25 protein-coding genes and 1 pseudogene are annotated in these 26,445 nt (G+C 72.7%); 20 read left to right on the plus strand and 6 right to left on the minus strand.

Features of this window, described 5'->3' with window-relative positions; translation table 11 throughout:
* The first annotated feature begins 68 nt into the window (after positions 1-68).
* Positions 69-488, plus strand: coding sequence for a YciI family protein (locus tag LQ940_RS06525; RefSeq protein ID WP_231245214.1), 420 nt, complete (start codon positions 69-71; stop codon positions 486-488).
* Positions 485-1,756, plus strand: coding sequence for an RNA polymerase sigma factor (locus tag LQ940_RS06530; protein WP_231245213.1), 1,272 nt, complete (start codon positions 485-487; stop codon positions 1,754-1,756). The genes LQ940_RS06525 and LQ940_RS06530 overlap by 4 nt, the downstream gene beginning before the upstream one ends.
* A gap of 73 nt (positions 1,757-1,829) precedes the next feature.
* On the opposite strand, the gene LQ940_RS21820 is transcribed toward LQ940_RS06530, so the two are convergent.
* Positions 1,830-1,946, minus strand: a complete 117-nt coding sequence (locus tag LQ940_RS21820; RefSeq protein WP_231272071.1) for an excalibur calcium-binding domain-containing protein — start codon at positions 1,944-1,946, stop codon at positions 1,830-1,832.
* 45 nt (positions 1,947-1,991) lie between these two features.
* A pseudogene (locus LQ940_RS06535) lies at positions 1,992-2,654 on the minus strand (HNH endonuclease family protein); the annotation flags it as partial.
* A gap of 151 nt (positions 2,655-2,805) precedes the next feature.
* Here LQ940_RS06535 and LQ940_RS06540 point away from each other — a divergent pair.
* From LQ940_RS06540 to LQ940_RS06555, 4 genes are all read left to right on the plus strand, one after another.
* Positions 2,806-3,816 carry a hypothetical protein gene (locus tag LQ940_RS06540; RefSeq protein WP_231245211.1) on the plus strand — a complete coding sequence of 337 codons (1,011 nt, stop codon included), beginning with the start codon at positions 2,806-2,808 and terminating at the stop codon, positions 3,814-3,816.
* A gap of 139 nt (positions 3,817-3,955) precedes the next feature.
* Complete coding sequence (locus LQ940_RS06545; RefSeq protein WP_231365080.1) at positions 3,956-5,005, plus strand: IS30 family transposase; 1,050 nt, start codon at positions 3,956-3,958, stop codon at positions 5,003-5,005.
* Positions 5,006-5,051: 46 nt separating this feature from the next.
* The gene (locus LQ940_RS06550) at positions 5,052-6,350 is read left to right on the plus strand and encodes an HNH endonuclease (protein ID WP_231242192.1); all 1,299 of its coding nucleotides are present in this window, start codon (positions 5,052-5,054) and stop codon (positions 6,348-6,350) included.
* 87 nt (positions 6,351-6,437) lie between these two features.
* Positions 6,438-6,851 carry a YciI family protein gene (locus LQ940_RS06555; protein WP_231242193.1) on the plus strand — a complete coding sequence of 138 codons (414 nt, stop codon included), beginning with the start codon at positions 6,438-6,440 and terminating at the stop codon, positions 6,849-6,851.
* Here LQ940_RS06555 and LQ940_RS06560 read toward each other — a convergent pair.
* The gene (locus tag LQ940_RS06560; protein ID WP_231242194.1) at positions 6,809-7,366 is read right to left on the minus strand and encodes a GNAT family N-acetyltransferase; all 558 of its coding nucleotides are present in this window, start codon (positions 7,364-7,366) and stop codon (positions 6,809-6,811) included. The two genes, LQ940_RS06555 and LQ940_RS06560, sit on opposite strands and share 43 nt — an antisense overlap.
* 86 nt (positions 7,367-7,452) lie before the next feature.
* Here LQ940_RS06560 and LQ940_RS06565 point away from each other — a divergent pair, with 86 nt between their 5' ends.
* Positions 7,453-7,602 (plus strand): hypothetical protein, encoded by a 150-nt coding sequence (locus LQ940_RS06565; RefSeq protein WP_231242195.1) that lies wholly within the window; start codon positions 7,453-7,455, stop codon positions 7,600-7,602.
* Between the two features lie 15 nt (positions 7,603-7,617).
* Here the strand turns inward: LQ940_RS06565 and LQ940_RS06570 are convergent, their stop codons facing one another.
* Positions 7,618-8,154: a dihydrofolate reductase family protein gene (locus LQ940_RS06570; protein WP_231242196.1), complete on the minus strand. Its 537-nt coding sequence runs from the start codon at positions 8,152-8,154 to the stop codon at positions 7,618-7,620.
* Between the two features lie 168 nt (positions 8,155-8,322).
* On the opposite strand from LQ940_RS06570, the gene serA reads away from it, so the two are divergent.
* Positions 8,323-9,909, plus strand: coding sequence for a phosphoglycerate dehydrogenase (gene serA / locus LQ940_RS06575; RefSeq protein WP_231242197.1), 1,587 nt, complete (start codon positions 8,323-8,325; stop codon positions 9,907-9,909).
* An 8-nt stretch (positions 9,910-9,917) separates the two neighbouring features.
* Here the strand turns inward: serA and yczR are convergent, their stop codons facing one another.
* On the minus strand, positions 9,918-11,360 hold the full coding sequence (gene yczR, locus LQ940_RS06580; protein WP_231242198.1) for a MocR-like transcription factor YczR: 1,443 nt from the start codon (positions 11,358-11,360) through the stop codon (positions 9,918-9,920).
* Between the two features lie 61 nt (positions 11,361-11,421).
* On the opposite strand from yczR, the gene yczE reads away from it, so the two are divergent.
* From yczE to LQ940_RS06640, 12 genes are all read left to right on the plus strand, one after another.
* Complete coding sequence (gene yczE / locus LQ940_RS06585; RefSeq protein WP_231242199.1) at positions 11,422-12,084, plus strand: membrane protein YczE; 663 nt, start codon at positions 11,422-11,424, stop codon at positions 12,082-12,084.
* Between the two features lie 19 nt (positions 12,085-12,103).
* A complete protein-coding gene (locus LQ940_RS06590) occupies positions 12,104-13,201 on the plus strand; it encodes an NAD(P)H-binding protein (protein ID WP_231242200.1) in 1,098 nt (365 codons plus the stop codon).
* A gap of 78 nt (positions 13,202-13,279) precedes the next feature.
* The gene (locus tag LQ940_RS06595; protein ID WP_231242201.1) at positions 13,280-14,521 is read left to right on the plus strand and encodes a toxic anion resistance protein; all 1,242 of its coding nucleotides are present in this window, start codon (positions 13,280-13,282) and stop codon (positions 14,519-14,521) included.
* On the plus strand, positions 14,518-15,048 hold the full coding sequence (locus tag LQ940_RS06600; protein ID WP_231242202.1) for a hypothetical protein: 531 nt from the start codon (positions 14,518-14,520) through the stop codon (positions 15,046-15,048). The genes LQ940_RS06595 and LQ940_RS06600 overlap by 4 nt, the downstream gene beginning before the upstream one ends.
* Positions 15,041-16,567, plus strand: coding sequence for an AAA family ATPase (locus tag LQ940_RS06605; RefSeq protein ID WP_231242203.1), 1,527 nt, complete (start codon positions 15,041-15,043; stop codon positions 16,565-16,567). Before LQ940_RS06600 ends, LQ940_RS06605 begins: the two co-directional genes overlap by 8 nt.
* Entirely contained in the window at positions 16,564-17,868 is a 1,305-nt protein-coding gene (locus LQ940_RS06610; RefSeq protein WP_231242204.1) for a hypothetical protein, read from the plus strand. The genes LQ940_RS06605 and LQ940_RS06610 overlap by 4 nt, the downstream gene beginning before the upstream one ends.
* Positions 17,865-18,848 carry a glutamate ABC transporter substrate-binding protein gene (locus LQ940_RS06615; RefSeq protein WP_231242205.1) on the plus strand — a complete coding sequence of 328 codons (984 nt, stop codon included), beginning with the start codon at positions 17,865-17,867 and terminating at the stop codon, positions 18,846-18,848. Before LQ940_RS06610 ends, LQ940_RS06615 begins: the two co-directional genes overlap by 4 nt.
* Complete coding sequence (locus tag LQ940_RS06620; protein ID WP_231242206.1) at positions 18,845-19,975, plus strand: hypothetical protein; 1,131 nt, start codon at positions 18,845-18,847, stop codon at positions 19,973-19,975. Before LQ940_RS06615 ends, LQ940_RS06620 begins: the two co-directional genes overlap by 4 nt.
* Positions 19,972-22,338, plus strand: coding sequence for a serine/threonine-protein kinase (locus LQ940_RS06625; RefSeq protein WP_231242207.1), 2,367 nt, complete (start codon positions 19,972-19,974; stop codon positions 22,336-22,338). The genes LQ940_RS06620 and LQ940_RS06625 overlap by 4 nt, the downstream gene beginning before the upstream one ends.
* On the plus strand, positions 22,335-23,495 hold the full coding sequence (locus LQ940_RS06630) for a protein phosphatase 2C domain-containing protein (RefSeq protein ID WP_231242208.1): 1,161 nt from the start codon (positions 22,335-22,337) through the stop codon (positions 23,493-23,495). The genes LQ940_RS06625 and LQ940_RS06630 overlap by 4 nt, the downstream gene beginning before the upstream one ends.
* The gene (locus LQ940_RS06635) at positions 23,488-24,765 is read left to right on the plus strand and encodes a VWA domain-containing protein (protein WP_231242209.1); all 1,278 of its coding nucleotides are present in this window, start codon (positions 23,488-23,490) and stop codon (positions 24,763-24,765) included. The genes LQ940_RS06630 and LQ940_RS06635 overlap by 8 nt, the downstream gene beginning before the upstream one ends.
* Entirely contained in the window at positions 24,762-25,481 is a 720-nt protein-coding gene (locus tag LQ940_RS06640; protein WP_231242210.1) for an FHA domain-containing protein, read from the plus strand. The genes LQ940_RS06635 and LQ940_RS06640 overlap by 4 nt, the downstream gene beginning before the upstream one ends.
* A 4-nt stretch (positions 25,482-25,485) precedes the next feature.
* Here LQ940_RS06640 and LQ940_RS06645 read toward each other — a convergent pair whose 3' ends face one another.
* Complete coding sequence (locus LQ940_RS06645) at positions 25,486-26,052, minus strand: O-methyltransferase (protein ID WP_231242211.1); 567 nt, start codon at positions 26,050-26,052, stop codon at positions 25,486-25,488.
* Positions 26,053-26,445: the final 393 nt, after the last annotated feature.

Here is a 26,445-nt window from a genome sequence, read left to right on the forward strand (position 1 = left end):
GGGGGCGGCGCCGTTCGACTGCAGGGTGAGAGGGTCTGACGGAGACCCGCCCACGGCAGGAGCACCCCATGAAGTACATGCTGATCATGCGCGCCGACGACGAGGCCAACGAGTCGTTCAAGGACGTCGATTTCGAGAAGATCATGGAGGTGATGGGGCGCTTCAACGAGGAGATGATCTCCGCCGGCGTCCTCGTCGCCGCCGAAGGGCTGGACGACGCCTCGCTGGGCGTCGTCGTCGACTACTCGGCGCAGCCCCCGGTCGTCACCGACGGTCCCTACGGCGAGACCAAGGAGCTGTTCGGCGGCTTCTGGATCCTCGACGTGGCCTCCATCGAGGAGGCCGTCGAGTGGGCCAAGCGCGCGCCCATGGCCGGCCCCGGCATGAAGACCGAGATCCGCCGGGTGGCCAGCGTCGACGAGTTCCCCCAGGACAACCCCTGGATCCAGAAGGAGCGCGCCTGGCGCGAGGCGACCGGCCAGCTGTGAGCCAGGGGCGGGAGGTGCGCCGGGCGGTCGAGGCCGTCTGGCGCATCGAGTCCGCCCGGATCGTCGGCACGCTGGCGCGCTACACCGGCGACTTCGCCCTTGCCGAGGACCTCGCGCAGGAGGCGCTGGCCGAGGCGCTCGTCGGCTGGCCGCGCGACGGCGTACCCGCCAACCCGGCCGGGTGGCTGCTCACCGTCGGACGGCGCCGGGCCATCGACGCGTTCCGTCGGCGGGCGGCCCTCGACGAGAGGTACGCCGTGCTGGCGCGCGACGCCGACGACGGGCCCGACGCGGGGGCGGCGGGGGACGTCGACCTGCTCTGGGACCCCGACCGGGTCGACGACGACCAGCTGGCGCTGATGTTCATCTCCTGTCACCCGGTCCTCTCTCGCGAGGCGCAGGTGGCGCTGACGCTGCGGGTGCTGGGCGGTCTGTCCAGCGACGAGATCGCCCGCGCCTTCCTGGCGCCCACAGCGACGGTGCAGGCGCGCATCACGCGCGCGAAGAAGACGCTGGCCGCGGCGCGGGTGCGCTTCGAGGTGCCGACGCGCGAGGAGTGCCGCGAGCGGCTGGGGCCGGTGCTGAGCGTCATCTACCTGATCTTCACCGAGGGATCCAGCGCGAGCGGCGGCGGCGACTGGATCCGCCCGGACGTGGCCCGGGAGGCGGTCCGGTTGGCCCGGATCCTGGCGCGGCTGCTGCCCGACGAGCCGGAGACCCACGGACTGCTCGCCCTGGTCGAGCTGACCGCGGCGCGCTTCCCCGCACGCGTCGGCCCCGACGGGGAGCCGGTGCTCCTCGAGCACCAGGACCGCGAGCGGTGGGACCGGTCGGCGATCGGGCGCGGCAGGGCGTCCCTGGCCCGCGCCGGGCAGGTCGGGCGAGGGCTCGGCGCCTACGGCGTCCAGGCCGCGATCGCCGAGTGTCACGCCATCGCGCGGAGCGTGGCCGACACCGACTGGGACCGGATCGTCCTGCTCTACGAGGCGCTCGGCCGGCTCGCCCCCTCGCCGGTCGTCGAGCTCAACCGTGCGGTCGCGGTGTCCATGGCGTCGGGGCCGGCGGCCGCGCTGCCGGCGGTCGACGCCCTGGTCGCCTCGGGCGCCCTCTCCGGCTCCCACCTGCTGCCCAGCGTTCGCGGCGAGATGCTGCGCCGGCTCGGCCGCCTCGACGAGGCCCGACACGAGCTCGACCTCGCGCTGCGGCTGTGCGGCAACGAGCGCGAGCGCGCAGTCCTTGCGGCCAAGCTGGCCGCCCTCGCTGGTTGAGGTGCGAGCGTCTCGACACCACCGGTGCACCACCTAGGTCACGCAGCGTCGCAGCCCAGGGTCCAGTGAGTGGCTACTCGCAGGCCGACCCGTCACCGTCTCGGTCCAGGTGGCTGCCGTAGCCCGGCTCGCCGCGGCGGATCGGTGCCGCGCCGGCCGCGCGTACGGCGTCGCAGCTCGGGTAGCGCACATCCTCGGTGAGGCTGAGCGGGGCCTCGGTCGGCGCACCGGAGTCGGCCGGCAGGTCGTGGTCGACGCACGCGGTGAGCACGCGAGCCATGGCGGCCTTCTCGGGGGCGGTGACCCACAGCTCGTACTTCGCCTTGACCGCGATCTGACGCGCGACGTAGTCGCACCGGAATGCCTTGCTCGGCGGCAGCCAGGTGGCGGCGTCGGCGTCGGACTTGGCGCGGTTCTCGCCGGCGTCGACCGGGAGCAGGTTCAGCGGGTCGTTGGCCAGGGCGGCCCTCTTCCTGATCGACCACCGGAGCGCACCGGTGGCCCAGGCGTTGCCGAGCGCCACGACGTGGTCGATGTCGACGAGGAACCCGTCGCCCTTGACGTAGTCGACGGTGGCGGCGGTGTAGGGGTCGGCGAGGACGCCGGAGACCACGACGCAGCCTCGTGTTCCCTGCTGGTAGACGACCCGGGTGAGGTCGCGGGCGAGCATGTCGTTGCGGGTGTCGCATCCGTTGCGGTCCGTGTCGGCCCACGCTGGCCCGAAGGAGTCCCGGTCGTAGCCGGTCATCGGGGCGCGGCCCTTGACGGCCAACGTGGCCAGGACGGCGACGGCGGTCCCGGCCTGCGGCCGAGGGGCGGGACTCGGGGTCTGTACCGAGGTCGCCGGCTCGCGGGCGGCGTCGGTCGGCGCCTCGAGAGGGCTGCAGCCGGTGAGCATCAGTGCGGCCGCGAGCAGCGCGGCGAGCGCGCGGAGGAGGGTGATGGCGGGTGGCATGAGGTGAGGTGCGGATCGTGTGTGCGGGTGCACCTGGATCCCGGTGCCGTCGGAGAACCTATCGCTCGGGCCGCGGCAGTCCTACCATCACCGGGTGCTTCGGACCTGGGTTGCCGTCCTCGCCGCGCTGGCGGCCGTCGGCGCGATACCGACGTGGTCGATGGCGGCGCCGGGGGAGGTCGAGAGCCGCGTCGCGGAGACCGACGTACGGACGGTGGGAGACGGGTCGCGAGCCAGCTGCACCTCCGCCGCGGTGGTGCGAGCGGTGCGCCGCGGCGGGGTGATCCGGTTCGACTGCGGCCCGCGGCCGGTGACCATCGCGATGCGGCGGACCGCCAAGGTCAGCAACACCTCACGGCGTGTGGTGATCGACGGCGGCGGGCTGGTGACCCTGAGCGGGATGGGCAAGCGCCGGATCCTCTACCAGAACACCTGCGACCCGAAGCAGACCTGGACGACCTCCCACTGCGACGACCAGGCCTACCCGCGACTCGTCCTGCGCGACCTGACCTTTGCTCGGGGCAACGCCACCGGCCAGCGCTACGACGGCGGCGGTGGCGGCGCGGTGTTCGTCCGTGGCGGGCAGCTGAAGATCGTCGGCTCGACGTTCCTCGCCAACCGGTGCGACCGGCGCGGACCCGACCTGGGTGGGGCCGCGGTCCGGGTGCTGGACCAGCACCGCGACCGGGCGGTGCAGGTCCTCGACAGCACCTTCAAGAACGGCACCTGCAGCAACGGTGGCGCGCTCAGCAGCATCGGGGTCTCCTGGCGCATCGAGGACAGCACCTTCGTGGGCAACCGCGCCGTCGGCCGCGGCGCCAACCCCGCCCGTCCCGGCACGCGGGGCGGCGGCAGCGGTGGCGCGATCTACCTGGACGGCAACCGGTTCACGCTCTCGCTCATCCGCACGACGGTGCGCGGCAACGTGGCCAACGAGGGGGGAGGCGCGGTCTTCTTCGTGAGCAACGACCGGACCGGGACGATGCTGATCCGTCGCTCCCGCCTGGTGCGCAACCCCAGCCGGGGCTTCGAGACCCCGGGCCTGCCCGGGATCTTCTTCCTCGGTGCCCGGCCCCCGACCATCATCCGCTCCGAGGTGCGCTGAGCTCACGACGCTCGGCGCCGCGGGCCAGTTGCCTTCCACAGCGGGGCTCTCGGACGACAGTCATCCCCAGGCCGAGTCCGACTCGGGCGATCTCAATCGGTTGTTGCACTTCTGCCTGAGTGAGTGGAGGTTGCAGCGCATGCCTGGAGCACGGTTGACAGTGGAGCAGCGTCGGACGATTGAGCGGTGTTATCGCATTGGGCTGTCGCAGGGTCAGATCGCGTCGATCATCGGGAAGTCGGCCTCGACGGTGAGCAGAGAGCTGGCGCGGAGTTTCTCCTCGCCAGGTTCTCGCTCACCAAGGGCCCGCACGGCTCCTGATGCGGGTCGTGGCTACCTCCGCTCGTACAACGCTGAGCGGGCTCAGGCCGTTGCGGCCCTGCGTGCTCGTAGGCCCAAGGCGCGACGGCTGGATCATCCGCCGTTGCGGGAGAAGGTCTGGGAGCTGCTACGCGCTGACTGGTCGCCGGAGCAGATCGCAGCCATGCTGCCGGTGTTGTTCCCCCACGACCAGGACATGCGTGTGAGTCACGAGACGATCTACCAGTCCTTGTTCATCCAGACCAAGGGCGAGCTGAAACGTGAGCTGACCGCGCACCTGCGCAGTCGCCGCACGCGGCGCAAGACTCAGACCGGCGGCGCCAAGCGCGTCACGTTGGGCATCACCGACGACCTCATGATTCGGGCCCGGCCCGCTGAGGTAGAGGATCGGGCTGTGCCCGGTCACTGGGAGGGTGACCTGCTGCTGGGTGGCACCGGCAAGGGGGCGGTCATGACCCTGGTCGAGCGCTCGAGTCGATTCGTGCTCCTCGCACCGATGCCGGGACGTCACACGGCGGATCTGGCGCGCATGAGTCTGGCCGAGATGATCGCGACCCTGCCCCTGAGCCTGCGCCGCTCGATCACCTGGGACCGGGGTAGCGAGATGGCCCAGCATGCGAGGTTCAAGGTCGAGACCGGTTTGCCGATCTACTTCTGTGATCCCCAGTCGCCGTGGCAACGCGGTACGAACGAGAACACCAATGGCCTGCTCCGCCAGTACTGGCCCAAGGGAGCAGACCTGAGTCACCTCACGATGGCTGAGTGTGACGACGTCGCCTTGCGACTCAACACCCGCCCGCGCAAGACCCTCGACTGGCAGACTCCCGGACAAGCCCTCGATCGAGGACTCATTGCAACAGCCCTTTGAGATCGCCTCGGCGGCAATGTCGGCGGTGCGACCTATTATCGAAGACATGTTCGAGTTGCTCATCTCCCGGGTCCGCGAGGCGAAGACCGCCCTCGCGCAGGACCCGAGCGACCTCTCCGACGCCGAGCTCGTCGACCTGCTCCGCGAGGTGGAGGAGCTCAAGTGCGCCGCGGCGGCGGCACAGGCAGTCGCGGCTGTGCGGCTCGACGAGTCCCAGCGCCAGGCCCAGGTCGCGGCCGGTGTGCGCGCCGAGCGGGTGGGTGAGGGCATCGCCGAGCAGGTCGGCCTGGCCCGCCACGAGTCACCCACCAAAGCCGCCCGCCTCCTCGGCCTCGCGAAGGTCCTGCACCACGAGATGCCCCAAACCATGGCGCTCATGCGCGCCGGGCGGCTCAACGAGTGGCGCGCCACGATCCTGGCCCGCGAGACCGCCTGCCTGCCCCTGGCCGACCGGCAGGTCGTCGACGAGCGGCTGTGCGCGGACGGGCGTGCGGCCACCATGAGCGACCTCGCCCTGACCCGGGCCGCGAAGAAGCTCGCCTGCGAGCTCGACCCCGCCTCCGTCGCCGAGCGCGCCCGCCGCGCCGAGACCGAGCGGCACGTCACCATCCGCCCGGCCCCGGACACGATGTGCTGGGTCAGCGCCCTGCTCCCGGTCAAACAGGGCGTGAGCATCTACGCCACCCTCCTCGCCGCCGCGGCCGCAGGCCGCGCCCAGGGCGATGAGCGGTCGAAGGGCCAAGTCATGGCCGACACCCTCGTCGAGCGCGTCACCGGCGCCCCGGCCGACGAGCCCGCCCGGGTCGAGGTCAAGCTCGTCATGACCGACCGCGCCCTCTTCGCCGCCACCGACGACGCCGCCCACCTCGAGGGCTACGGGCCGGTGCCGGCTCCCTGGGCGCGGGCGTTCGTCACCGACGCGATGCGCGCCACCCGGCTCTGGATCCGGCGCCTCTACACCTCACCGCTGACCGGGCAGCTTGTCTCGATGGACTCCCGCGCCCGTCTGGCCCCCGAGGCCCTGGCCGAGTTCGTCGCCACTCGCGACCAGGACCTGTGCCGCACCCCGTGGTGCGGAGCCCCGATCCGCCACACCGACCACATCCGGTCCTGGGAGCACGGCGGCCCCACCACCGCGACCAACCTCCAAGGACTCTGCGAACGCTGCAACCACGCCAAACAGGCCCCCGGCTGGTTGGCACGCGCCTCCACCGACCCCTCCGGTGTCCACACCGTCGAGATCACCACCCCCACCGGCCACCGACATCGCTCCCGCGCACCCGACCCACCCGGCGAGGTCTGCCCCGTTCCTCGCCAGCCGGTCGAGTATGAGCTCATTGGCTGACAGGCGCGTGAGTGTCGTATCGACCCGCTGCTGTTCGTAGCGTGGGTAGTGGGGGACATCAGGGTCCGCCCGGCGAGAGGAGCAGGGATGCCGCACTACCTCATCTACTTCAACCAGCAGTGGGTCGGTGACCACGACGAGGCGTGGTTCGAGAGCCGTGTCGAGCCGTCCACGGCCGTCGTCCGGGACATGCAGGACCAAGGCGTTCTGGTCTACGCCGGCGGGCTGGTCGAGGAACTGGAGCAGGCGGCCAGCGCGGACGCCACGGGCGGAGAGCTGGTCATCACCGACGGGCCCTTCGCGGAGACCAAGGAGTGGCTCGGCGGGCTGACCATCGTGGACGTGCCCGACGACGAGTCCGCTCGCGTGTGGGCGGGGAGGGTGGCCGAGGGCTGCGGCTGGCCGCAGGAGGTGCGCCGCTTCAAGGCCGGCTCGTTGCAGGCGCTCGCCCTCGAGGCTCAGCCGGCGGCCGCCCCCCAGTCGGGCCTGAGGAGGCCGTAGATCCAGGAGTCGGAGACGACGCCGTCGACGACGCAGTCCTCGCGCAGCGTGCCCTCGTGCCGGAAGCCGAGCTTCTCCAGGACCCGAGCGGAGGCGGGGTTGCGGGTGTCGACCTCCGCCTGCACGCGGTGGAGGTCGAGAGTGTCGAAGGCCCACTGCAGCAGGGCGCGGGCCGCCTCGGTGGTGTAGCCGTGGCCCCAGGCGGCCTCGGCGAGGATGTAGCCGAGGGTCGCCCGCCGGTGCGCAGGCTCCCAGCGGGCGAGGGTGCACCAGCCGAGGAAGGCGGAGTCAGTGGCGCGCTCGATGACCAGTCGCGTGCCGCTGGCCTCCTCCTCCATCCGGCGGCAGGTCGCGAGGAAGCGCTCGCCCTGGGCGCGATCGGTCCAGGGCGGGGAGTCCCAGTAGCGCAGGACGTGGGCGTCACTCTGCAGCGCGTACAGGTCGTCGGAGTCGCTCTCGGCGAAGGGGCGCAGCCGCAGGCGAGCGGTGGTCAGTGTCGGGGTGGGCAACGGCATGGAGCCATCGTGTCGTGTCGAGGGGGGTCGAGGACAACGGGTTTCGGTGCCAGGCATGTCTCCCGGCGGGCGGGGGACCGGCGGGCATGGACGAACGTCGCAAGCCCACCGCCGAGCAGCCACTGAACGCTCCCGGGCCGCGCAAGAAGTTTCCGGCGGCGCTGGCCGTGCTCGCGCTGATCGCCGTGGTGGCGGCGATCTTCGCGCTGATCACCTACCTGCAGCAGCGGACCTGAGCCGCACGGGACACCTCAACCCCGGAGATAGCGCAGGAACACGGCACCGGTGGCGCTGGCCGCGACGGTGTCCAGCCTCAGCCGGCCCGGCTCCGCCCGGTCGCCGAACAGCCGTCTCCCGCTGCCCGCGAGGGTGGGGACGACGACGAGCTCGAGGACGTCGACGAGGTCGGCGTCCAGCAGGGTGGTCGCGAGGGTGAGGCTGCCGTGGATGCCGATGTCGCCGCCCTCGCCCTCCTTCAGTCGAGCCACGTAGTCGGCGGCCGGCTCGTGGACCAGGACGGTGTTGGTCCAGGAGGTGGCCGGGGCGGTCGAGGTGACGACGTGCTTCGGGGTGGTGTTGATGAAGTCCGCGAAGGGCTGGACGTCGGAAGTCGGCCAGTAGCCGGACCAGTAGTCGTAGGTGCCGCGGCCGAGCAGCACGTCGTCCTGGGCGGCGATGACGCGCCTCATGTTGGCGAACACGTCGTCGTCGACCTCGAACATCCAGTCGCTCGGCTCCTCAGCGACGCCGTCGAGGGACATCAGCTCGTACATCACGACCTTGCGCATGCCATCCCAGACCGGCGCCGGACCCGGAACTCATCGCCTCGGGCACCGGGCCTGAGGGGGCCCTCTCACCACGTGCACGCGATTCATTCACCCGTGTGACGGTCAGGTAACGTGGACCCGGCACAGCGTCGTGCGACTCCCTTCTGGAACAACCTTGAGGACATCGCTGTGAGCAAGCCCGTCGTACTCATCGCCGAAGAGCTGAGCCCCGCCACCGTCGAGGCGCTCGGCCCGGACTTCGAGATCCGCAGCTGCAACGGCGCCGACCGCGCCGAGCTGCTGCCCGCGATCGCCGACGTCGACGCGATCCTGGTCCGCTCGGCGACCAAGGTCGACGCCGAGGCGCTCGCCGCCGCCACCCGGCTGAAGGTCGTGGCTCGCGCGGGCGTGGGTCTCGACAACGTCGACGTGAAGGCCGCGACCCAGTCCGGTGTCATGGTCGTCAACGCGCCGACCTCCAACATCGTCTCGGCCGCCGAGCTCGCGGTCGCGCTGATGCTCGCCGCCGCGCGCCACGTCTCGCCGGCGCACGCCGCGCTGCGGGGCGGGGAGTGGAAGCGCTCCAAGTACACCGGCATCGAGCTCTACGAGAAGACCGTCGGCATCGTCGGCCTGGGTCGCATCGGCGTCCTGGTCGCGCAGCGCCTGAGCGCGTTCGGGATGAACGTCATCGCCTACGACCCCTACGTGCAGGCCGGCCGGGCCGCCCAGATGGGCGTGCGCCTCGTCGACCTCGACACCCTGCTCGCCGAGGCCGACTTCATGTCGGTCCACCTGCCCAAGACCCCCGAGACGGTGGGCCTGATCGGCGCCGAGCAGCTGGCCAAGGCCAAGACCTCGCTGGTGCTCGTCAACGCCGCCCGCGGCGGCATCGTCGACGAGGCGGCGCTCTACGACGCGCTGAAGACCGGCAGCATCGCCGCCGCCGGCCTCGACGTGTTCGCCAAGGAGCCGTGCACCGACAGCCCGCTCTTCGAGCTCGAGAATGTCGTCGCCACGCCCCACCTCGGCGCGTCCACCGACGAGGCGCAGGAGAAGGCCGGCATCGCGGTCGCCAAGTCGGTGCGGCTCGCGCTGTCCGGCGAGCTCGTGCCGGACGCGGTCAACGTCCAGGGCGGCGTGATCGCCGAGGACGTGCGCCCGGGCATCCCGCTCACCGAGAAGCTCGGCCGCGTGTTCACCGCGCTGGCCGGCGAGGTCGCCCAGCAGATCGACGTCGAGGTCCGCGGTGAGATCACCGAGTTCGACGTGAAGGTGCTCGAGCTGGCTGCCCTCAAGGGCGTCTTCAGCGACGTCGTCGAGGACCAGGTCTCCTACGTCAACGCGCCGCTGCTGGCCGCCGAGCGCGGGACCGCCGTACGCCTCGTGACCGACGGCGAGAGCGCCGACCACCGCAACCTGATCACGATCCGCGGCACCCTCGCCGACGGCTCGCAGGTCTCGGTCAGCGGCACGCTGGTGGGCATCAACCAGAAGGAGCGCCTGGTCGAGGTCAACGGCTTCGAGATCGACATCGAGCCGACCAACCACCTGGCGTTCTTCACCTACGACGACCGCCCGGGCATGGTCGGCACCGTCGGGCAGATCCTGGGCAGCTCGCAGGTCAACATCGCCGGCATGCAGGTCGCCCGCGCGGCCAAGGGCGGCCTCGCCCTCGTCGCGCTCTCCGTCGACAGCGCCATCCCCGCCGACGCCCTCGCCGACATCGAGAGCGCCATCGACGCCGCCTCCGTGCGCGCCGTCGACCTCGGCTGATTCGTCCCTCAGGCCACCATCACCCGCGCGGAGCCGCGGGGGGTGGTGCCCTGGCGGTCGCGTACGGCGGACCAGGCCTCGGCGAGCCGGGCGACGGCCTCCTCCATGACGTGGGGCGGTCGGGTCCAGGGCACCCGGACGAACTGGTCGAGCCCGCCCTCGGCCGCGAAGACCGGGCCCGGGGCGATGATCACGCCCCGGCGCTCGGCCTCGTCGGTGAGGGCGGTGCCGAGCGGGCCGGGCAGCTGCAGCCAGAGCGCCAGACCGCCGCCGGGCAGGTGGAAGCGCCAGTCGGGCAGCTGTTCGCGCACCCCGGCGGCCAGCCGGTCGCGCTGCTCGCGGAGCCGCTCGCGGTGCGCGTCGACGACCTCCTCGCCGCGGGCCAGCAGCCGGGCGAGCACGAGCTGCTCCATCACCGGTGCGCCCAGGTCGAGGCCCACGCGGGCCGTGGTCAGCTGGTCCATCCGGCCCTCCGGGGCTCGGATCCAGCCCAGGCGCAGGCCGCCCCAGTAGGTCTTGCTCGCGCTCCCGAGCGTGATCGTCTCCGGCGCGAAGGCAGCGAACGGCCGCGGCATCTCCTGTCCGTCCAGCGCCAGTGCCTGGTGCGCCTCGTCGACCACCGCGACCGTGCCGGCGCGTCGCAGGAGGGCGGCGTACTCCTCGCGCTGGGCCTCGGTCATGAGGTGACCCGTGGGGTTCTGGAAGTCCGGGATCAGGTAGGCCAGGCGGGGTGAGGTCTGGCGAAGCGCGGCGGCGACCGAGCCGAGGTCCCAGCCGTCCGGGTCGACCGGCACCCCGGTGAGGCGGGCGCCGCTGTGGCGGATCGCGAGCGTCGCGTTGGGATAGACCGGTGACTCGACCAGGACCCGGTCGCCCGGACCGGTGTAGGCCTGCGCCACGATCGCGGCCGCCGACAGCGCGCCGGGGGTCACCATCACCTGCTCCGGCGTGGTCGGCAGGCCGCGCGCCTCGTACGTCGCGGCGATGGCGGCCTGCAGCTCGGGCAGGCCGGCGGGGAAGTAGCCGTGTCCGCCGAAGTACGCCGGCAGGTCGCTCGCCGCCTCGGCATAGGCCGCCGCCACACCGGGCGGGGCCGAGGCGGCCGCGCAGTTGAGGTCGATGGCCTCGTGGTCGCCGGCGCGGGGGAGCAGGGCACGGTCGTGGGCGCGCGCCCGGCCGCCCGGCACCCGGGTGAACGTCCCGGAGCCCTGGCGCGCCTCGGCGTACCCGGTGTCGCGCAGCGTCGCGTAGGCGCGGGTGACCGTCGTGCGCGAGACCCCGAGCGCCTCGGTCAGCTCGCGCTCGCTGGGCAGCCGGGTGCCGAAGCCGATCCGGCCGTCGCCGATCAGCAGCCGCAGCGCGTCGGCGAGGCCGGCGTAGGCCGGGGTGCGGTCGAAGTCGCCGACCAGGGCGGCGGTGCGCGCGGCGGAGATCGCGGTGGACGTGCTCATGCAGTCCACCGTCCCACGATTGGCTATTTGTTGGAAGGCCAATCTGCGAGAGATTGGGTGCATGCGCAGCACCGCCGGGCCCCGGGCGCCCCACCCCGCCCCCGCCGATCTCGGCCCCGTCGCCCAGCTGCGGGCCGGGCGCCTCGGGCGCCGGCTGGTGCAGCTCTACGTCGGCCTCGTGGCCTACGGCGTCTCGCTCGGGATGATGGTGCGCGGCGACCTCGGCCTCGCGCCCTGGGACGTGCTGCACTCCGGACTGATCCGGCACGTGCCGCTGAGCCTGGGTCAGGCCGTCGTCGTCATGAGCTTCGTGGTGCTGCTGCTGTGGATCCCGCTGCGGGAGATGCCGGGGCTCGGCACCGTCTCCAACGCGCTCGTCGTCGGCGTCGCGGCCGACGGGACGCTGTGGCTGCTGGACCGGCCCGATGTGCTGGTGCTGCGGACCGCGCTGATGGTCGGCGGCATCGTCCTGTGCGGCTTCGCGACGGCGCTCTACATCGGCGCGCAGCTCGGACGCGGGCCGCGCGACGGCCTGATGACCGGCCTGGTGCGGCGCTCCGGCGGCTCTTTGCGGCTGGTGCGCACCGGCCTGGAGGTAGCCGTGGTGGTGATCGGGCTGCTGCTCGGGGGCGCCGTCGGCCTCGGCACCCTGCTGTACGCCGTCGCGATCGGCCCGCTCGCCCAGCTGTGGCTCCCGTTATGCACCGTCCGCCTGCCAAAGTAAAACTGTATATGATCTCAGCATGGCCTTCAGCACGATCACCGACCTCGACGTCGTCGCGACCCAGCAGCACAGCCGCGAGCTGAGGAGCCGCCTGCTCGCGACCGGCTCCTCGACCTACGTCACCGGCCCGTCGGGCGCCGGCAACGGGGAGCGGGTGCTCGTCCTGGGCGGCACCGGCTACATCGGCCGGGCGCTCGTCCCCGAGCTCGCGCGCCGCGGCTACCGCCCGGTCGTGCTCGCGCGCAGCGTCCAGGCCAAGAACGAGGCGGAGTACGCCGACGCCGAGGTGATCGTCGGTGACCCGACCCTGGCCGCCGACGTGCTGGCGGCCGTGGCCGCGGCACCCACCGACGTGGTGATCTCACTGCTCTCCGGCCGTCGCCCCAACGACGCCGAGGAGTGCCGCCTGGTCGACCACGAGGCGGTGGGGAACGGCATCAGGGCCGCGGTCGCCCACGACGTGCGTCAGTTCATCCAGGTCAGCGACTTCGGCGCCTACCGCCCCGAGCTGATCCCACAGGTCTACAAGCTCCAGGTCGAGGGCGAGCTGATGGGCCAGCACCACGGCGCGCTGCCGTGGACGATCGTGCGCCCGACGGCGTACTTCCCCTATCTGTCGGCCACCTTCGGCGACGTGAAGAACGGCCTGCCCTACCGGATCTTCGACCACGGCGAGCACAGCGTGGTCAACCCGATCGCCCGCGAGGACCTCGCCGAGTTCATCGTCAACCAGGTCCTGAACGACGATGCCCTCGGTCGGGTGCTCCCGGTCGGCGGCCCGTGGACGGAGGACAACATGGTCACCCTCAAGGGCGCGGGCCAGATGATGTTCGACGTCACCGGCCGCGAGCCGCAGTGGGACGTCGTCACGCTCAAGGCCTGGGACAAGAAGACCGCGCGCCTCGCCCGGCTCGGCAGGTTCAGCACGCAGCTCAAGCCCGTGGCCTTCTACCTCGAGGCGGCGAAGTACTGGTCGGTGGTCGACCACGTCGCGCCGTCCTACGGCGAGCGCACGCTGCGCGGGTTCATGGAGCGGCTCAAGGACCGGGAGTTTCCGACGGGCAGCTTCCGGGAACGAATGAAGAGCGGCACGAACGCCATGCCGACCGACATCTGAACATCGCCCTCGGCGGGCATGTCAGACTCTGGCCCATGCGGCTCGCAGGAGCCCCCCGACGTCGCCCTGGAGATGCTCATGACCAACCCCACCGGAGAACCCCAGGCCGCGGCCGCCGTCGCTCCGCTGGCCCCGCCCGACCAGGCGCTGACCCTCACCGCCCCCGAGGCCCCGGCGCTGGTGATCGAGACCCAGGCGCCCAAGATGGCGCCGCAGGTCTCGCCCGAGGCGATCCCCGAGCTCGACGGCAAGGTCGACTCCTTCATGACCGCGCTCACCAGCACGACCGCGCGCAGCCCGGAGTTCGCCGCGCAGGCCGAGAGCGTGCGCACCATGGGCGACGCCGACATCCGCAAGGCCGCCGAGACCTCCAACCGGATGCTCAACCAGCCGGTCCGTGCCCTCAAGGAGGGCGGGCTCTCCCAGGGCTCGCAGGTCGGCCAGACCCTGCTCGAGCTGCGCCGCACGATCGAGGACCTCGACCCGAGCGAGGCCAAGGGCGCCCGCAAGCTCATGGACTGGCTGCCGTTCGGCGACAAGGTGGAGGACTACTTCCGCAAGTACCAGTCCAGCCAGAGCCAGCTCAACGGCATCCTGCACAGCCTGCGCAACGGCCAGGACGAGCTGACCAAGGACAACGTCGCGCTCAACCTGGAGAAGACCAACCTGTGGTCGGTCATGGGCCGGCTCAACCAGTACGTCTACGTCGCCGAGCGCCTCGACGCCAAGCTGTCGGCCAAGATCGCCGAGCTCGAGCTCTCCGACCCCGAGGCGGCGAAGGCGCTCTCGCAGGACGTGCTGTTCTACGTGCGCCAGAAGCACCAGGACCTGCTGACCCAGCTCGCGGTGTCGATCCAGAGCTACCTCGCGATCGACATCATCATCAAGAACAACGTCGAGCTCATCAAGGGCGTCGACCGGGCCTCCACGACCACCGTCTCCGCGCTGCGTACGGCGGTCATCGTGGCGCAGGCGCTGGGCAACCAGAAGCTGGTGCTCGACCAGATCACGGCGCTCAACACCACGACGTCCGGGATGATCCAGCGCACCTCCGAGATGCTGCGCGAGAACAGCGCGGCGATCCAGGAGCAGGCCGCCTCCTCGACGATCGGCATGGAGCAGCTGCAGGCGGCGTTCGCCAACATCTACGCGACCATGGACTCGATCGACGACTTCAAGCTCAAGGCGCTCGACTCCATGTCGGCCACCATCGGCGTGCTCGAGGGCGAGGTCGTGAAGTCGCGTGAGTACCTCGAGCGGGTGCAGTCCCACGACGCGCGCAACTCGGCCGGCACGCTGGACCTGACCGACGTACGTTGAGCCTCAGGTCGTGGCTGAAGAGACGGCGCGCACCGGACGACGCGGCTCCGCCGGCGGTGCCGGCCGCGCCGACGGAGCAGGACATCCTGGCGTCGCTGAACCGGGTCAACGCGATGCTCACCGAGGGCAACGCGCCGCCGGTGGTGACCTCGCGGGTCATCCGGATCGCGCGGACGATCAACGACACCCTGCCCCGGCTGCGCCATCTCGGGCTGGGCAGCATGGAGAGCTACTCGGTCGTGGCGACCGCGACCGACTACCTGCCCGAGGCCGTCGGCGGCTACCTGCGCCTGCCGCGCGAGTGGGCCGACACCCGGCCGATCGACGGCTACAAGACCTCGCTGATGGTGCTCATCGACCAGCTCGAGCTGCTCGGCTCGACGATGGACAAGATCTTCGACGCGGCCAACCGCGCGGATGCCCAGGCGCTGCTGGCGCACGGCATGTTCCTCGAGAGCAGGTTCGGCCACTCCGGTGGCACCGACATGACTCTCGGCTCACCGGATGGGGGGTCCCCCGATGACTGACGCGCTGCCCCTGACCGCCGCCCTCGACGCGCTGAGCGCCGCCGCCGCCGCGGCCGGCGTCGACACCGCGACCGCCCGCCGCGAGGGGGAGTGCCTGGCCGCGACGATCGCCGAGCCCGCGCGCGGCGCCTTCGTGGACTGGTCCGCGGCGACCGGGCGCGAGCGCTCCTCGGAGGACTTCATGGACGCCGCCTCGCGCGGGCGGCGCTACCGCTCGGCCCCCACGCCGACCATGAGCCAGCTCTCGCTGTCCGGCTCGGCCCACGCGCCGGCGTACGCCAAGGCGCTCTCGGACGTGGCGCTGGCCGCCGCGACCCTCGGCGAGGAGAACCCCCGCACCGTCGGCAACGCCGCGACCGCGGCCGCCGCCCAGCTGGGCGAGGCCCGCGCGGCGCCCACCCTGGACCTGCCGCCGGCGCGCGAGCCGGTCCCCGGCGTCGGCGACCACTTCCTCGCGCAGATGAGGGACCAGCTCACGACGGTCCAGCGCAACCTCGCGGGCCTCGACCTGCAGCAGGCCGGCGCGCGGCCCGAGCCCTCGCCGCCGGTGGCGGCGGCGCCACCGCCGGCCCCCGCCGAGCCCCAGCCCGAGGACCAGCCCGAGCCCGAGCCCGAGCCCAAGACCGTCGAGGAGCTGCTGGCCGAGCTCGACGAGCTGGTCGGGCTGACCGAGGTGAAGGCCGAGATCCACCGGCAGGCGGCGATCCTGCGGGTGGAGGGGCTGCGCAAGGAGGCGGGGCTGTCCTCGCCGACGATCACCCGGCACATGATCTTCAACGGCAACCCCGGCACCGGCAAGACCACGGTGGCCCGGCTCGTGGCCGGCATCTACCGCGCCCTCGGGCTGCTGTCGAAGGGGCAGCTGGTCGAGGTCGACCGCTCCGAGCTGGTCGCGGGCTACCTCGGCCAGACCGCCATGAAGACAGCCGAGGTCGTGGCGTCGGCGGAGGGCGGGGTGCTGTTCATCGACGAGGCCTACTCGCTCGCCGGCGACCAGTACGGCCAGGAGGCCATCGACACCCTGGTCAAGGAGATGGAGGACAAGCGCGACGACCTGGTCGTGATCGTGGCCGGCTACCCGGTCCCGATGGCGGTCTTCATCTCCCAGAACCCCGGCCTCGAGAGCCGCTTCCGCACCCAGATCGACTTCGCCGACTACACCGACGACGAGCTGGCGAGGATCTTCGGCGTGATGGCGGGTGCGGCGGAGTACGACGTGGACGACGCGGTCCTCGATCGGCTGCGCGAGCTGCTGGCCGCGGTCGAGCGCGGGTCCAGCTTCGGCAACGCGCGCTACGTCCGCAACGTGCTCGAGGCCGCGATCGGGCGCCACGCCTGGCGCCTGCGCGAGATCGAGACGCCGACGCTCGAGGAGCTGCGCACGCTGCACGCCGACGACCTGGACCAGGCCGTGCCCGTCGAGACGCCTGGTCCCTCGGCTCCTGAGGAACCACCCGACGGGCCGGCAGAGGCCGTCGCCTGGCCCGACGCCGCCCCGACCGAGGAGGAGCCCGCATGACCCAGGCCACACAAGGCCAGTCGGCGCCCGCGCCGGCGAGCGCCCCGGCCCACGTCCGGGGCAGCGTCCCGGCGAGCGCCGCGGCGCACGCCCCGGGACCGGCCGCCGGGGCGTCGACGGTCGAGGACACCCCGCGGCTGCTCAACCGGCTGCAGGCGCTGGCCGTCGCGGCCTGTGTCCTGTTCGGGCTGGTGGCCGCGCTGCTGCAGCTGCTCGCCTGGCAGGCCACCGGCCGCGCCGCCGACAACACCGAGCAGGTCGTGCGGGTCCAGCAGATCCAGTCCTCGCTGTTCCGCGCCGACGCCCTGGCCACCAACGCCTTCCTCGTCGGGGGCCTGGAGGACGCCGAGCAGCGCGCCGAGTACGACGACGCCATCGAGCAGGCGCTGCGCGGCATCGCGGGCGCCGCGGAGGCCCAGCCGGCCGACCGCAAGGTGCTGGCCGACCTCAACACCGAGGTGGCGGCGTACGCGTCGGGCATCACGCAGGCCCGGGACAACAACCGGCAGGGCTTCCCGATCGGGGCGCAGTACCTCCGGGAGGCCGGGGCCGGCCTGCGCGCCGACGCCGTGCCGATCCTGCAGGCGCTCGTGGACGCCAACGCCGAGCGCGCCGACGAGGAGATGAACGGGCAGAACACCTTGCCGCTCCTGCTCGCGGGCGTCGCCGCGGTCGCCGTGCTGTGGTGGGTCAACCGTGAGCTCGCACGGCGCTTCCGGCGCCGTGTCAACGTCGGCCTGGCCGTGGCGGCACTCGCCATCACGCTGCTCACCCTGGTCGGGGCCGTGGTCAGCGCCGGCAAGTCCGGGGACAACGACGACCTCCGCGCCGGCAGCTTCGAGCGCGCGCTGCAGGAGTCGCGCGCCCGCACCGCCGCCAACGACGCGAAGGCGGAGGAGAGCCTGCGGCTGATCGCGCGGGGATCGGGCGCCGCGGCCGAGCCCCGGTGGGACGAGCGGGCGGAGATCGTCGAGGAGTCCGCCTCGGCCGACACGCTGGGGCGGTGGAGCGCCTACGCCGACAAGCACGCCGTGATCATCGAGACCGACGACGAGGGCGACTGGAGCGCCGCCGTCGACCTCGCCACCACCACGGAGCCCGGTAGCGCCAGCGCTGCCCTCACCGAGTTCGACCAGGCGTCGCAGGAGGTCGTGGCCCAGGCGGCCGACGAGACCTCCGACAGCCTGCGGTCGGGAGGCATCACCGCGTGGATGCTCATCGTCGTCAGCCTGCTGGTGGGCCTCGGGTCGGCGGGAGCCGTCGCCTGGGGAGTCAACCAGCGGCGAAGGGAGTACGCATGAACAGGCGCGCGCGCCCCCTGGCCGCCCTCGCGGTGCTCGCCCTCCTGCTCTCCGGCTGCGGCGGTTATGACGAGACGAAGGTCCAGGCCGAGCCGGACGGCACGACGGCCCCACCACCGGCGGCGGTCACGCCGCCGGGGTGCCTCACCGACGAGAGCCCGACCCGCTCCTACGAGCCCACGGGCGCGCTGCCGGCACCGGGCGACCTCCCCTCGGGGAGCACCATGGCCGAGATCCGCCAGCGTGGCCGGCTGGTCGCGGGCGTCTCCGCCGACACCTACCTGCTGGCCTCCAACAACCCGTTCACCGGCCAGATCGAGGGCTTCGACATCGACATGGTCGAGCAGGTCGCCAAGGCGATCTTCGGCGACCGGTCGGCCTACGAGCTCAAGGTCATCAGTGCCGCCGACCGGCTGACGTCGCTGCAGGAGCGCGAGGTCGACATCGTCGTGCGCAACATGACGATCAACTGCGTCCGCTGGCAGGACATCGCGTTCTCCGCGGAGTACTACCGCTCCGGGCAGAAGATCCTGGTCCGCCAGGACCTGGCCGACCAGGGGGTCGACTCGGTGCCGGAGCTGGCCGGGGTCACCGTCTGCGCGCCGACCGGCACCTCGAGCCTGGAGAACGTCCGGGAGCTCGCGCCCGGCGCCTTCATCGAGGAGGCCGCCAACCACACCGGCTGCCTGGCGCTCTTCCAGCAGGGCGCGGTCGACGCGATCACCGGCGACGACACCGTGCTCGCCGGCCTGGCCGCCCAGGACCCGTACGCCGTCGTGCCCGAGCAGAAGGCGTTCACCGAGGAGCCGTACGGCATCGGCGTCCACGAGGACGACGTCGACCTGGTGCGCTTCGTCAACGGGGTGCTGGAGCGGATGCGCGCCGACGGCAGCTGGCAGGCCAGCTACGACCGCTGGCTCGCGCCGACGCTCGGCAAGGGCGGCGTCCAGCCGGCGCCGGTCTACGGCAGGACCACGTGACGCTGACCGCGCCGCCCGCGCCGGGGGGGATCGGGCAGGCGCCGGAGCCGGCCGCGCTGCAGGCCTACCTCTCCGACCTGGAGGCCTGGGTCCGCGGCCGGCGCACGGAGCTCGACGAGCTGGACCAGGCGGCGCTCGCGGCCAACCGCGGCGCCGACGTCGCCTCCGACATGGCGCTCTCGCTGGCGCTGTGGAAGGCCGTCTCCGACCGCTACCAGCTGGTCTTCGCGACCTGGGACGGCGGCCGGGTCCTGCAGGCCGAGCGTGAGCGGATCTCCACCCTCGTCTGGGGACGGCTGGACGGCGCCAGCTCGCTGCCCGGCGGCCTGGTGGTCTCGCTGCCCGAGGCCTGCCGCCTCTCCGACGCGCTGGCCGGGCAGCTGCGCACCCGGCTCGCGCTGGTGCCCGGTGCCGACGCTGCCGCGGCGCGGATCAAGGACCTGCGCGCGCAGTGCGAGCGGCTGCGCGACCAGGTGGCGCTGGAGCCGGCCACGGGCCGTGACGCCGCCGTGCGCGAGCTCGCGGGACTGATGAGCCGCCTGGAGGTCGTCGCCGACAAGGCGCAGCGGGGCGCCGACGTCGGTGGGCTGCTCGGCCCGCTCGAGATCGACGCCACCCGCTTCGAGCGCGACCTGATCGTCGGCAACGCGCGCCGCCGCGAGGCTCGCGGCCAGGTGCAGCAGGCCCGCGAGCTGCGTGCCGACCTGGAGGCCCGCGAGGCCGCGCTCGCCCAGCTGGCCGAGACGTGCGTGCGCACCGTCGACCCGGCGCCCCGCTACGCCGTGCCCGACGTCGACGCCCTCGGCCCGATCCCCAACACCCCCGAGCAGATCGGGCCGTACCTGGCCCGCCTGGACCGGGTCGGTCAGGCGATGAGCCTGGCCCAGGAGCGGTACGCCGCCGCGCTGGCCGAGCGCGACGACCTGGTCGCCCTGCTCGACGCCTACGCCGCGAAGGCCCGGGCGCTGGGCGTCGCCGAGCACGACGACCTGCGCGACAGCGAGCGCCTGGCCCGCCAGGTCCTGGCCCGCGAGCCCGCACCCATGGCGGTCTGCCGCCAGCTCGTCTCGACCTACCAGGCCTGGCTCACCCAGGCCCAGTCCGCCCACCAGCAGGAGACCGCATGAGCACCTGCACCCAGCCCGGTTGCACGGGCACCATCGCCGACGGCTACTGCGACGTGTGCGGCATGGCCGCGGCGCCGGGAGCCTCCGCGGCGGCCGCCGTCTCGACCGGGACCCCGGCTACCGCCGCGCCGGCGGCCCCGAGCACACCCGTCGCCGACGGCTCGCCCTGCGGCCAGCCGGGCTGCCAGGGGACCATCACCGACGGCTACTGCGACACCTGCGGCATGGCCGGCACGAGCGCCTCGAGCGCCGCACCGGCCGCCTTCGACGCCGACGCCGCGGTCTCCGCGCGCACCTCCTCCACGCAGATCGAGTCGGCCGCCATCGGCTCGCGCCGCGCCGCCGGCACCGCCTCCACCCACCGCACCCGCGCCGGCTCGCAGCGGATGCGCGCCGCCCGGCTCGGCGCCGGCCTGACCGTCGTACCCCCGGCGCCGCCGGTCGACGCCAGCAAGGCGATCAACCCCGACCCGTCGGTGCCCGAAGACAAGCGGGTCTGCTCCAAGTGCGGCACCGAGATCGGCCGCTCCCGAGACGGTCGGCCCGGGCGCAGCGAGGGGTTCTGCCCGCAGTGCGGCCAGGAGTTCTCGTTCTCGCCCAAGCTGCAGTCCGGCGACCTGGTGGGCGGGCAGTACGAGGTCGCCGGGGCGATCGCCCACGGCGGCCTGGGCTGGATCTACCTCGCCAAGGACCGCAACGTCTCCAACCGCTGGGTCGTGCTCAAGGGCCTGCTCAACTCCGGCGACCCCGACGCCCTGGCCGCGGCCATCGCCGAGCAGCAGTTCCTCGCCCAGGTCGAGCACCCCCTGATCGTCGAGATCTACAACTTCGTCACCCACGAGGGTGCCGGCTACATCGTCATGGAGTACGTCGGCGGCAAGTCGCTCAAGCAGATCCTCAAGCAGCGGATGAAGGACAACCACGGCGCCTACGACCCGCTCCCGGTCGACCAGGCGCTGGCCTACCTGCTCGAGGTGCTGCCGGCGTTCCAGTACCTGCACGACCTCGGACTCGTCTACTGCGACTTCAAGCCCGACAACCTGATCCAGGTGGGCGACGCGGTCAAGCTCATCGACCTCGGCGGCGTGCGTCGGATCGACGACCAGGAGTCGGCCATCTACGGCACCGTCGGCTACCAGGCCCCGGAGGTCGCCGAGGTCGGGCCGAGCGTCGCCTCCGACATCTACACGATCGGGCGCACCCTGGTCGTGCTGTGCATGGAGTTCCGCGGCTACCAGGGCACCTACCTGCACACGCTGCCACCGCCGGAGTCGACTCCGCTGTTCGCCGAGCACGACTCGCTCTACTGGCTGATCGCCAAGTGCTGCGCCACCGACCCGGCCGACCGGTTCGCGTCGGCCGACGAGCTGCGCATCCAGCTGCTCGGGGTGCTCCGCGAGGTGGTCGCGGCGCGCACCAAGGGCACTGCCCTGACCTCGGCGGCGTCGGTGCTCTTCGAGTCGCCGTCGACGTCGGGGTCCGCGCTCGAGTGGTCGCACCTGCCGGAGCTGCGCGTGGACACCACCGATGCCCAGTACTCCTGGCTCTCCGGCATCGGCGCGGAGGACCCGCGGCAGCGGCTCGAGGACCTGGAGGCGGCACCGGAGCACACCGCCGAGGTGTGGCTGGCCCGCGCGCAGACGGCCCTCGAGCTCGACCAGCCGGCACAGGCCCGCGGCTACGCCGCCGACCTCCTCGCCCAGGACCCCTGGGAGTGGCGCGCGCTGTGGATGGACGGGCTGGCCGCCCTGCAGCTGCAGGAGTGGGACAGCGCCGCGGCGTCGTTCAACGCGGTCTACCAGCAGGTGCCCGGTGAGCTCGCCCCCAAGCTGGCGCTCGCGCTGGCCTGTGAGCGGGGCGGTCAGGGGGAGGTCGCGGAGCGGCTCTACGCCACCTGCGCCGCCACCGACGCGACGTACGTCGCGCCCTCGTCGTTCGGGATGGCGCGCGTCCGCGCCCAGCGCCAGGACCTGCAGGGCGCCGTGGCGGCGCTCGACATGGTGCCCAAGACCAGCCGCGGTTACCCCGAGAGCCGCCAGCTGCGCGCCGACGTGCTGCTGTCGGGCGGGGCCGCCGACCTCGCCCTGCTCGACCAGGCCATGCGCTCGATCGAGTCGGTGCCGATGGACCCGCGCACCCGGGAGACCTACGCGGTGCGGATCCTCGAGCAGGCGCTCGAGGTGGTGCTGCGGGGCGCGCCGAGCCCGGATGCGAGGGTAGGCGCTCACCCGGCCACCGAGCCGGGGCTGCGGGACGCGCTCGAGCGCTCGTACCGCGCCCTGGCCCGCGACGCCAGCGAGCTGCGACACCGCGTCGAGCTCGTCAACCAGGCCAACGCCGTACGGATGTGGACGCTGACATGACCGATGCCCCCTGCCCCTCCTGCGGCTCCGCGATGCCCGCGGGCACCCTGTTCTGCGAGCACTGCGGCGCCTCGCTGGGCGCCGCGCCCGTTGCCGAGGGCGCGCGCCCGGTGTCGCTGCAGGGCGCCGTGGCGCCCGGCGCGAGCACCCCGATCGACGACGTGGCGCCGATCAGCGCCGCCACCCACGCCACCGGCGGGGCGGCCGTGGCGACCGCGCCGGGGCGGGTCCCGTGCCGCAGCTGCGGCGGCGTGGTCGGTCCCGACGGCTACTGCGAGCAGTGCGGCACCAAGGCTCCGAGCGAGCGCGACCACTTCCGCGAGGCGCCGGCCGACTGGGTCGCGGGCGTCTGCGACCGCGGCATCCGCCACAGCCGCAACGAGGACGCGATGGCGCTGCTGGCCTCGCCGACCCCGGGGGAGCGGGCGGTGCTGCTGGTGCTGGACGGTGTCTCCAACACCGACGACTCCCACCTCGCCTCGCTGGCCGGCGCCCGCGCCGCGCGCGAGGTGCTGCGCACCCCGCTCCCGCAGGGGATGGGCACGCCCGAGAGCCGGCTCGCCGCCGTGACCAAGGTCTTCAGCGAGGCGGTCCTGGCCGCCAACGAGGCCGTCGTCGCGACGACTCCCGCCGGCTCGCCCAACCCACCGTCGGCGACGTTCGTGTGCGTGGTCGTCGAGGGCTCGATGCTGTCGTTCGCCAACCTCGGCGACTCGCGCGCCTACTGGCTGCCCGACGGGGCCTCCGGTGTCCAGCTCTCCGTCGACGACTCCGTGGCCCAGCAGCTGATCGCGGCGGGCACGCCGCGCCAGCAGGCCGAGACCTCGGCGCAGGCGCACGCGATCACCAAGTGGCTGGGCCGCGACGCGCGCGACCTCACGCCGCGAGTGGGCCAGCTCGAGGTCACCGGGCCCGGCTGGGTGCTGGTCTGCTCCGACGGGCTGTGGAACTACGCCTCGGAGCCCGACGCGCTGGTCGCCCAGGTCGCGGCCAGCGGGGCCACCGCTCCGGACGCCCTCGCGCTCGCGCTGACCGACTGGGCCAACGCCCAGGGCGGCATCGACAACATCACCGTCACGCTGGCACGACTGGACGGGCCCCCCGCGGGGCACAATGCTGCCCAGTCCGCCGTACCCCAGGAGGAGACCCATGGCTGAGTTCACCGCCGCCGTCTACCAGAACGAGTTCCTGCCCGACGGCGGGACGGACGTCAACGCGATCGTCACGGTCACGTGCGCCGGAGCCGGGACGGCCGGGCAGTCCGGTGGTGGCTCGGCCGGCGAGATCATCCTCGTGGACACCTCCGGGTCCATGGGGCCGCAGACGATGGCCGCCGCCAAGGAGGCCGCCCAGGCCGCCATCGCCGAGATCGTCGACGGCACCTGGTTCGCCGTCGTCGCCGGCTCCGACCGCGCGATGCTGGCCTACCCACAGGTGTCCTCCGGGCCGGGCATGGTCCAGGCCGACGCGCGCACCCGCCAGGAGGCGGCCGCCGCGGTGGGCCGCTTCGTCGGCAGCGGCGGCACCGCGATCAGCACCTGGCTCGACCTGGCCGGCTCCCTCTTCGCCTCGGTGCCCGAGGTGACCCAGCGGCACGCCATCCTGCTCACCGACGGCGAGAACCGCGAGCAGCCCGGCGCGCTCGACGCCGCGATCCGCCGGGCCACCGGCGTCTTCCAGTGCGACTGCCGTGGCGCGGGCACCGACTGGCAGGTCGAGGAGATCCGACGCATCGCCCAGGCGCTGCTCGGCACCGTCGACATCATCCCGGAGCCCTCGCAGATGCAGGCGCAGTTCCAGGAGATGATGCGCACCTCCATGTCGCGCGGCGTCGCCGACGCGCAGCTGCGGCTGTGGACGCCGCAGGGCGCGCAGGTCCTGTTCGTCCGGCAGGTGTCGCCGACCGTCGAGGACCTCACCGACCGTCGCGTCGAGGTCAACCCGCTCACGGGCGCCTACCCCACCGGGGCCTGGGCCGACGAGTCGCGCGACTACCACGTCGCCGTCCGCGTGGCCGCCAAGGCGATCGGGCAGGAGCAGCTGGCCGCCCGCGTCCAGCTCGCGCTGGGCGACAACGTCGTGGCCCAGGCGCTGGTCAAGGCCACCTGGTCCAACAACTCCGAGCTCACCACGCGCATCGACCAGCAGGTCGCCCACTACACCGGGCAGACCGAACTGGCCTCGATGATCCAGGAGGGGCTGGCGGCCAAGGCCGCGGGCGACGAGGCCACGGCCACGACCAAGCTCGGCCGCGCCGTCCAGCTGGCCGCGGAGACCGGCAACGACGAGGCCACCTCCAAGCTCCGCAAGGTCGTCGACATCACCGACGAGCATGAGGGCACCGTGCGGCTCAAGGCCGCGATCGCGAAGGCCGACGAGATGGCGCTCGACACCGCGTCGACCAAGACGACCCGGATCAAGAAGTGAGCGTCTGCCCGGCGGGCCACGACACCGCCGCCACCGACTACTGCGACGTGTGCGGGATCGTGATGCCCGCGGACGGGGCCGACGCGACCGGCACGCTCCCGGTGGTCGAGCCGGCCGCGCCGGACACGGCGGCGTGCCCGCACTGCTCGGCGGCCAACCCGCCCAACGCCCTGTTCTGCGAGGCCTGCGGCTACGACTTCACGACCGGGACGCTCCCGCGCCCGCTCAACCCGCTCGACGTGTCGTCCCCGTCCGCCCCGGCCCCTGCGGCCGCCGCGCCCGCCGCGGACGCCAACCCCGCGCCGGCGCCGGCGGACTCCTGGGTCGCGGAGGTCTGGATCGACCCCGACTGGTACGCCGACCAGAAGAGCACCGACCCGCTGCCCTCGCCCGGCCTGCCGAGCGTCGTACCGCTGAAGCACACGTCGGTCCTCATCGGCCGCGCCTCGCGCAGCCGCAACATCACCCCGGACATCGACCTGTCCTCCGACAACGGCATCAGCCGCCGCCACGCCCAGCTCACCACCGACGGCACCCGCTGGTTCGTCGAGGACCTCGGGTCCTCCAACGGCACCTACGTCGGCGGCTCCGTCGGCCCGCTCCCGAGCACGCCGGTCCCGCCCGGGCAGAAGCAGGAGATCGCCTCGGACGACCGGGTCTACGTCGGCGCCTGGACCCGCATCGTCGTCCGGAGGGCGACCGACGGCGAGGTCTGACCGGTCAGCGCTTGGTGGCCACGATCGTGCTGGCGTCGGGGGCGACCATCACCTCGACGGCGGTGAAGCGCTCGTCGGTGAGCCAGCGCTCGCGCAGGGTGTCGACCCGGCCGCCGCTGACGGGGGGCCACATCTCGCAGGGGACGAAGTCGTCGAGGACCACGATGCCGCCGTCCTCGACCAGGTCGGCGACGGCGTCGACGCCCACCTCGTTGGGCTGGCCGGCGTCGAGGAACAGCAGCGAGAAGGGGCCCTTGTCCAGCAGCGTGGACCAGTCGGCGGCCAGCACCTCGACCTGCGGGTCGTCGGAGAAGATCGCGGCCGCGGCCGTGGCCAGCTTGGCGTCGAGCTCGGCGGTCACGATCCGGGCGTCGCCGCGGACTCCGGAGCGCAGCCAGGCGGTGCCGACGCCGCAGCCGGTGCCGAACTCCGCCATCGTGCCGGACCGGGTCGCGGCCAGCATGGCGAGCAGCCGGCCGGTCTCGTTGCGGCAGAACGAGACGTAGCCGGCTTTGCGGGAGACGGCGAAGGCGCGGCTCACCACGTCGGGAAGCTCAGGTGGGGCGCTCATGTGGGGAGTCTTTCATCTTGGGACGAGCGTCTCGACATGTGACCAGTTCCGGCCAACCGGTGGCCGCGCCGTCACGTCGTCCCTTAGTCTCGCCTCACCATGCGGAGCGTTTTCGTACTTATCGTGCGCCGCGGCGAGGCCAAGCAGTAATCCACTGCACATAGAGGCCACCTCGCCGCGGTGAGCGGCGTTGTGCGGTCTCTTCCCTCGTCTCTCGCTCCGCCGCAGGATCCCGATCAGCGTTCGCGCGATCCGCATCCTGCTCGGTCACGCATCTCCCACGCGATCCGTGGGTCCCGCCTCTCCTGCGGCGGAGCGCAGACGGTCCGTCTGACCTTCCGTCCCGACCGATCCAGAACCAGGAGCAGCGACATGTACGACATGTACCCCGAG

Source organism: Nocardioides sp. cx-173 (assembly GCF_021117365.1).
GTDB lineage: Bacteria > Actinomycetota > Actinomycetes > Propionibacteriales > Nocardioidaceae > Nocardioides.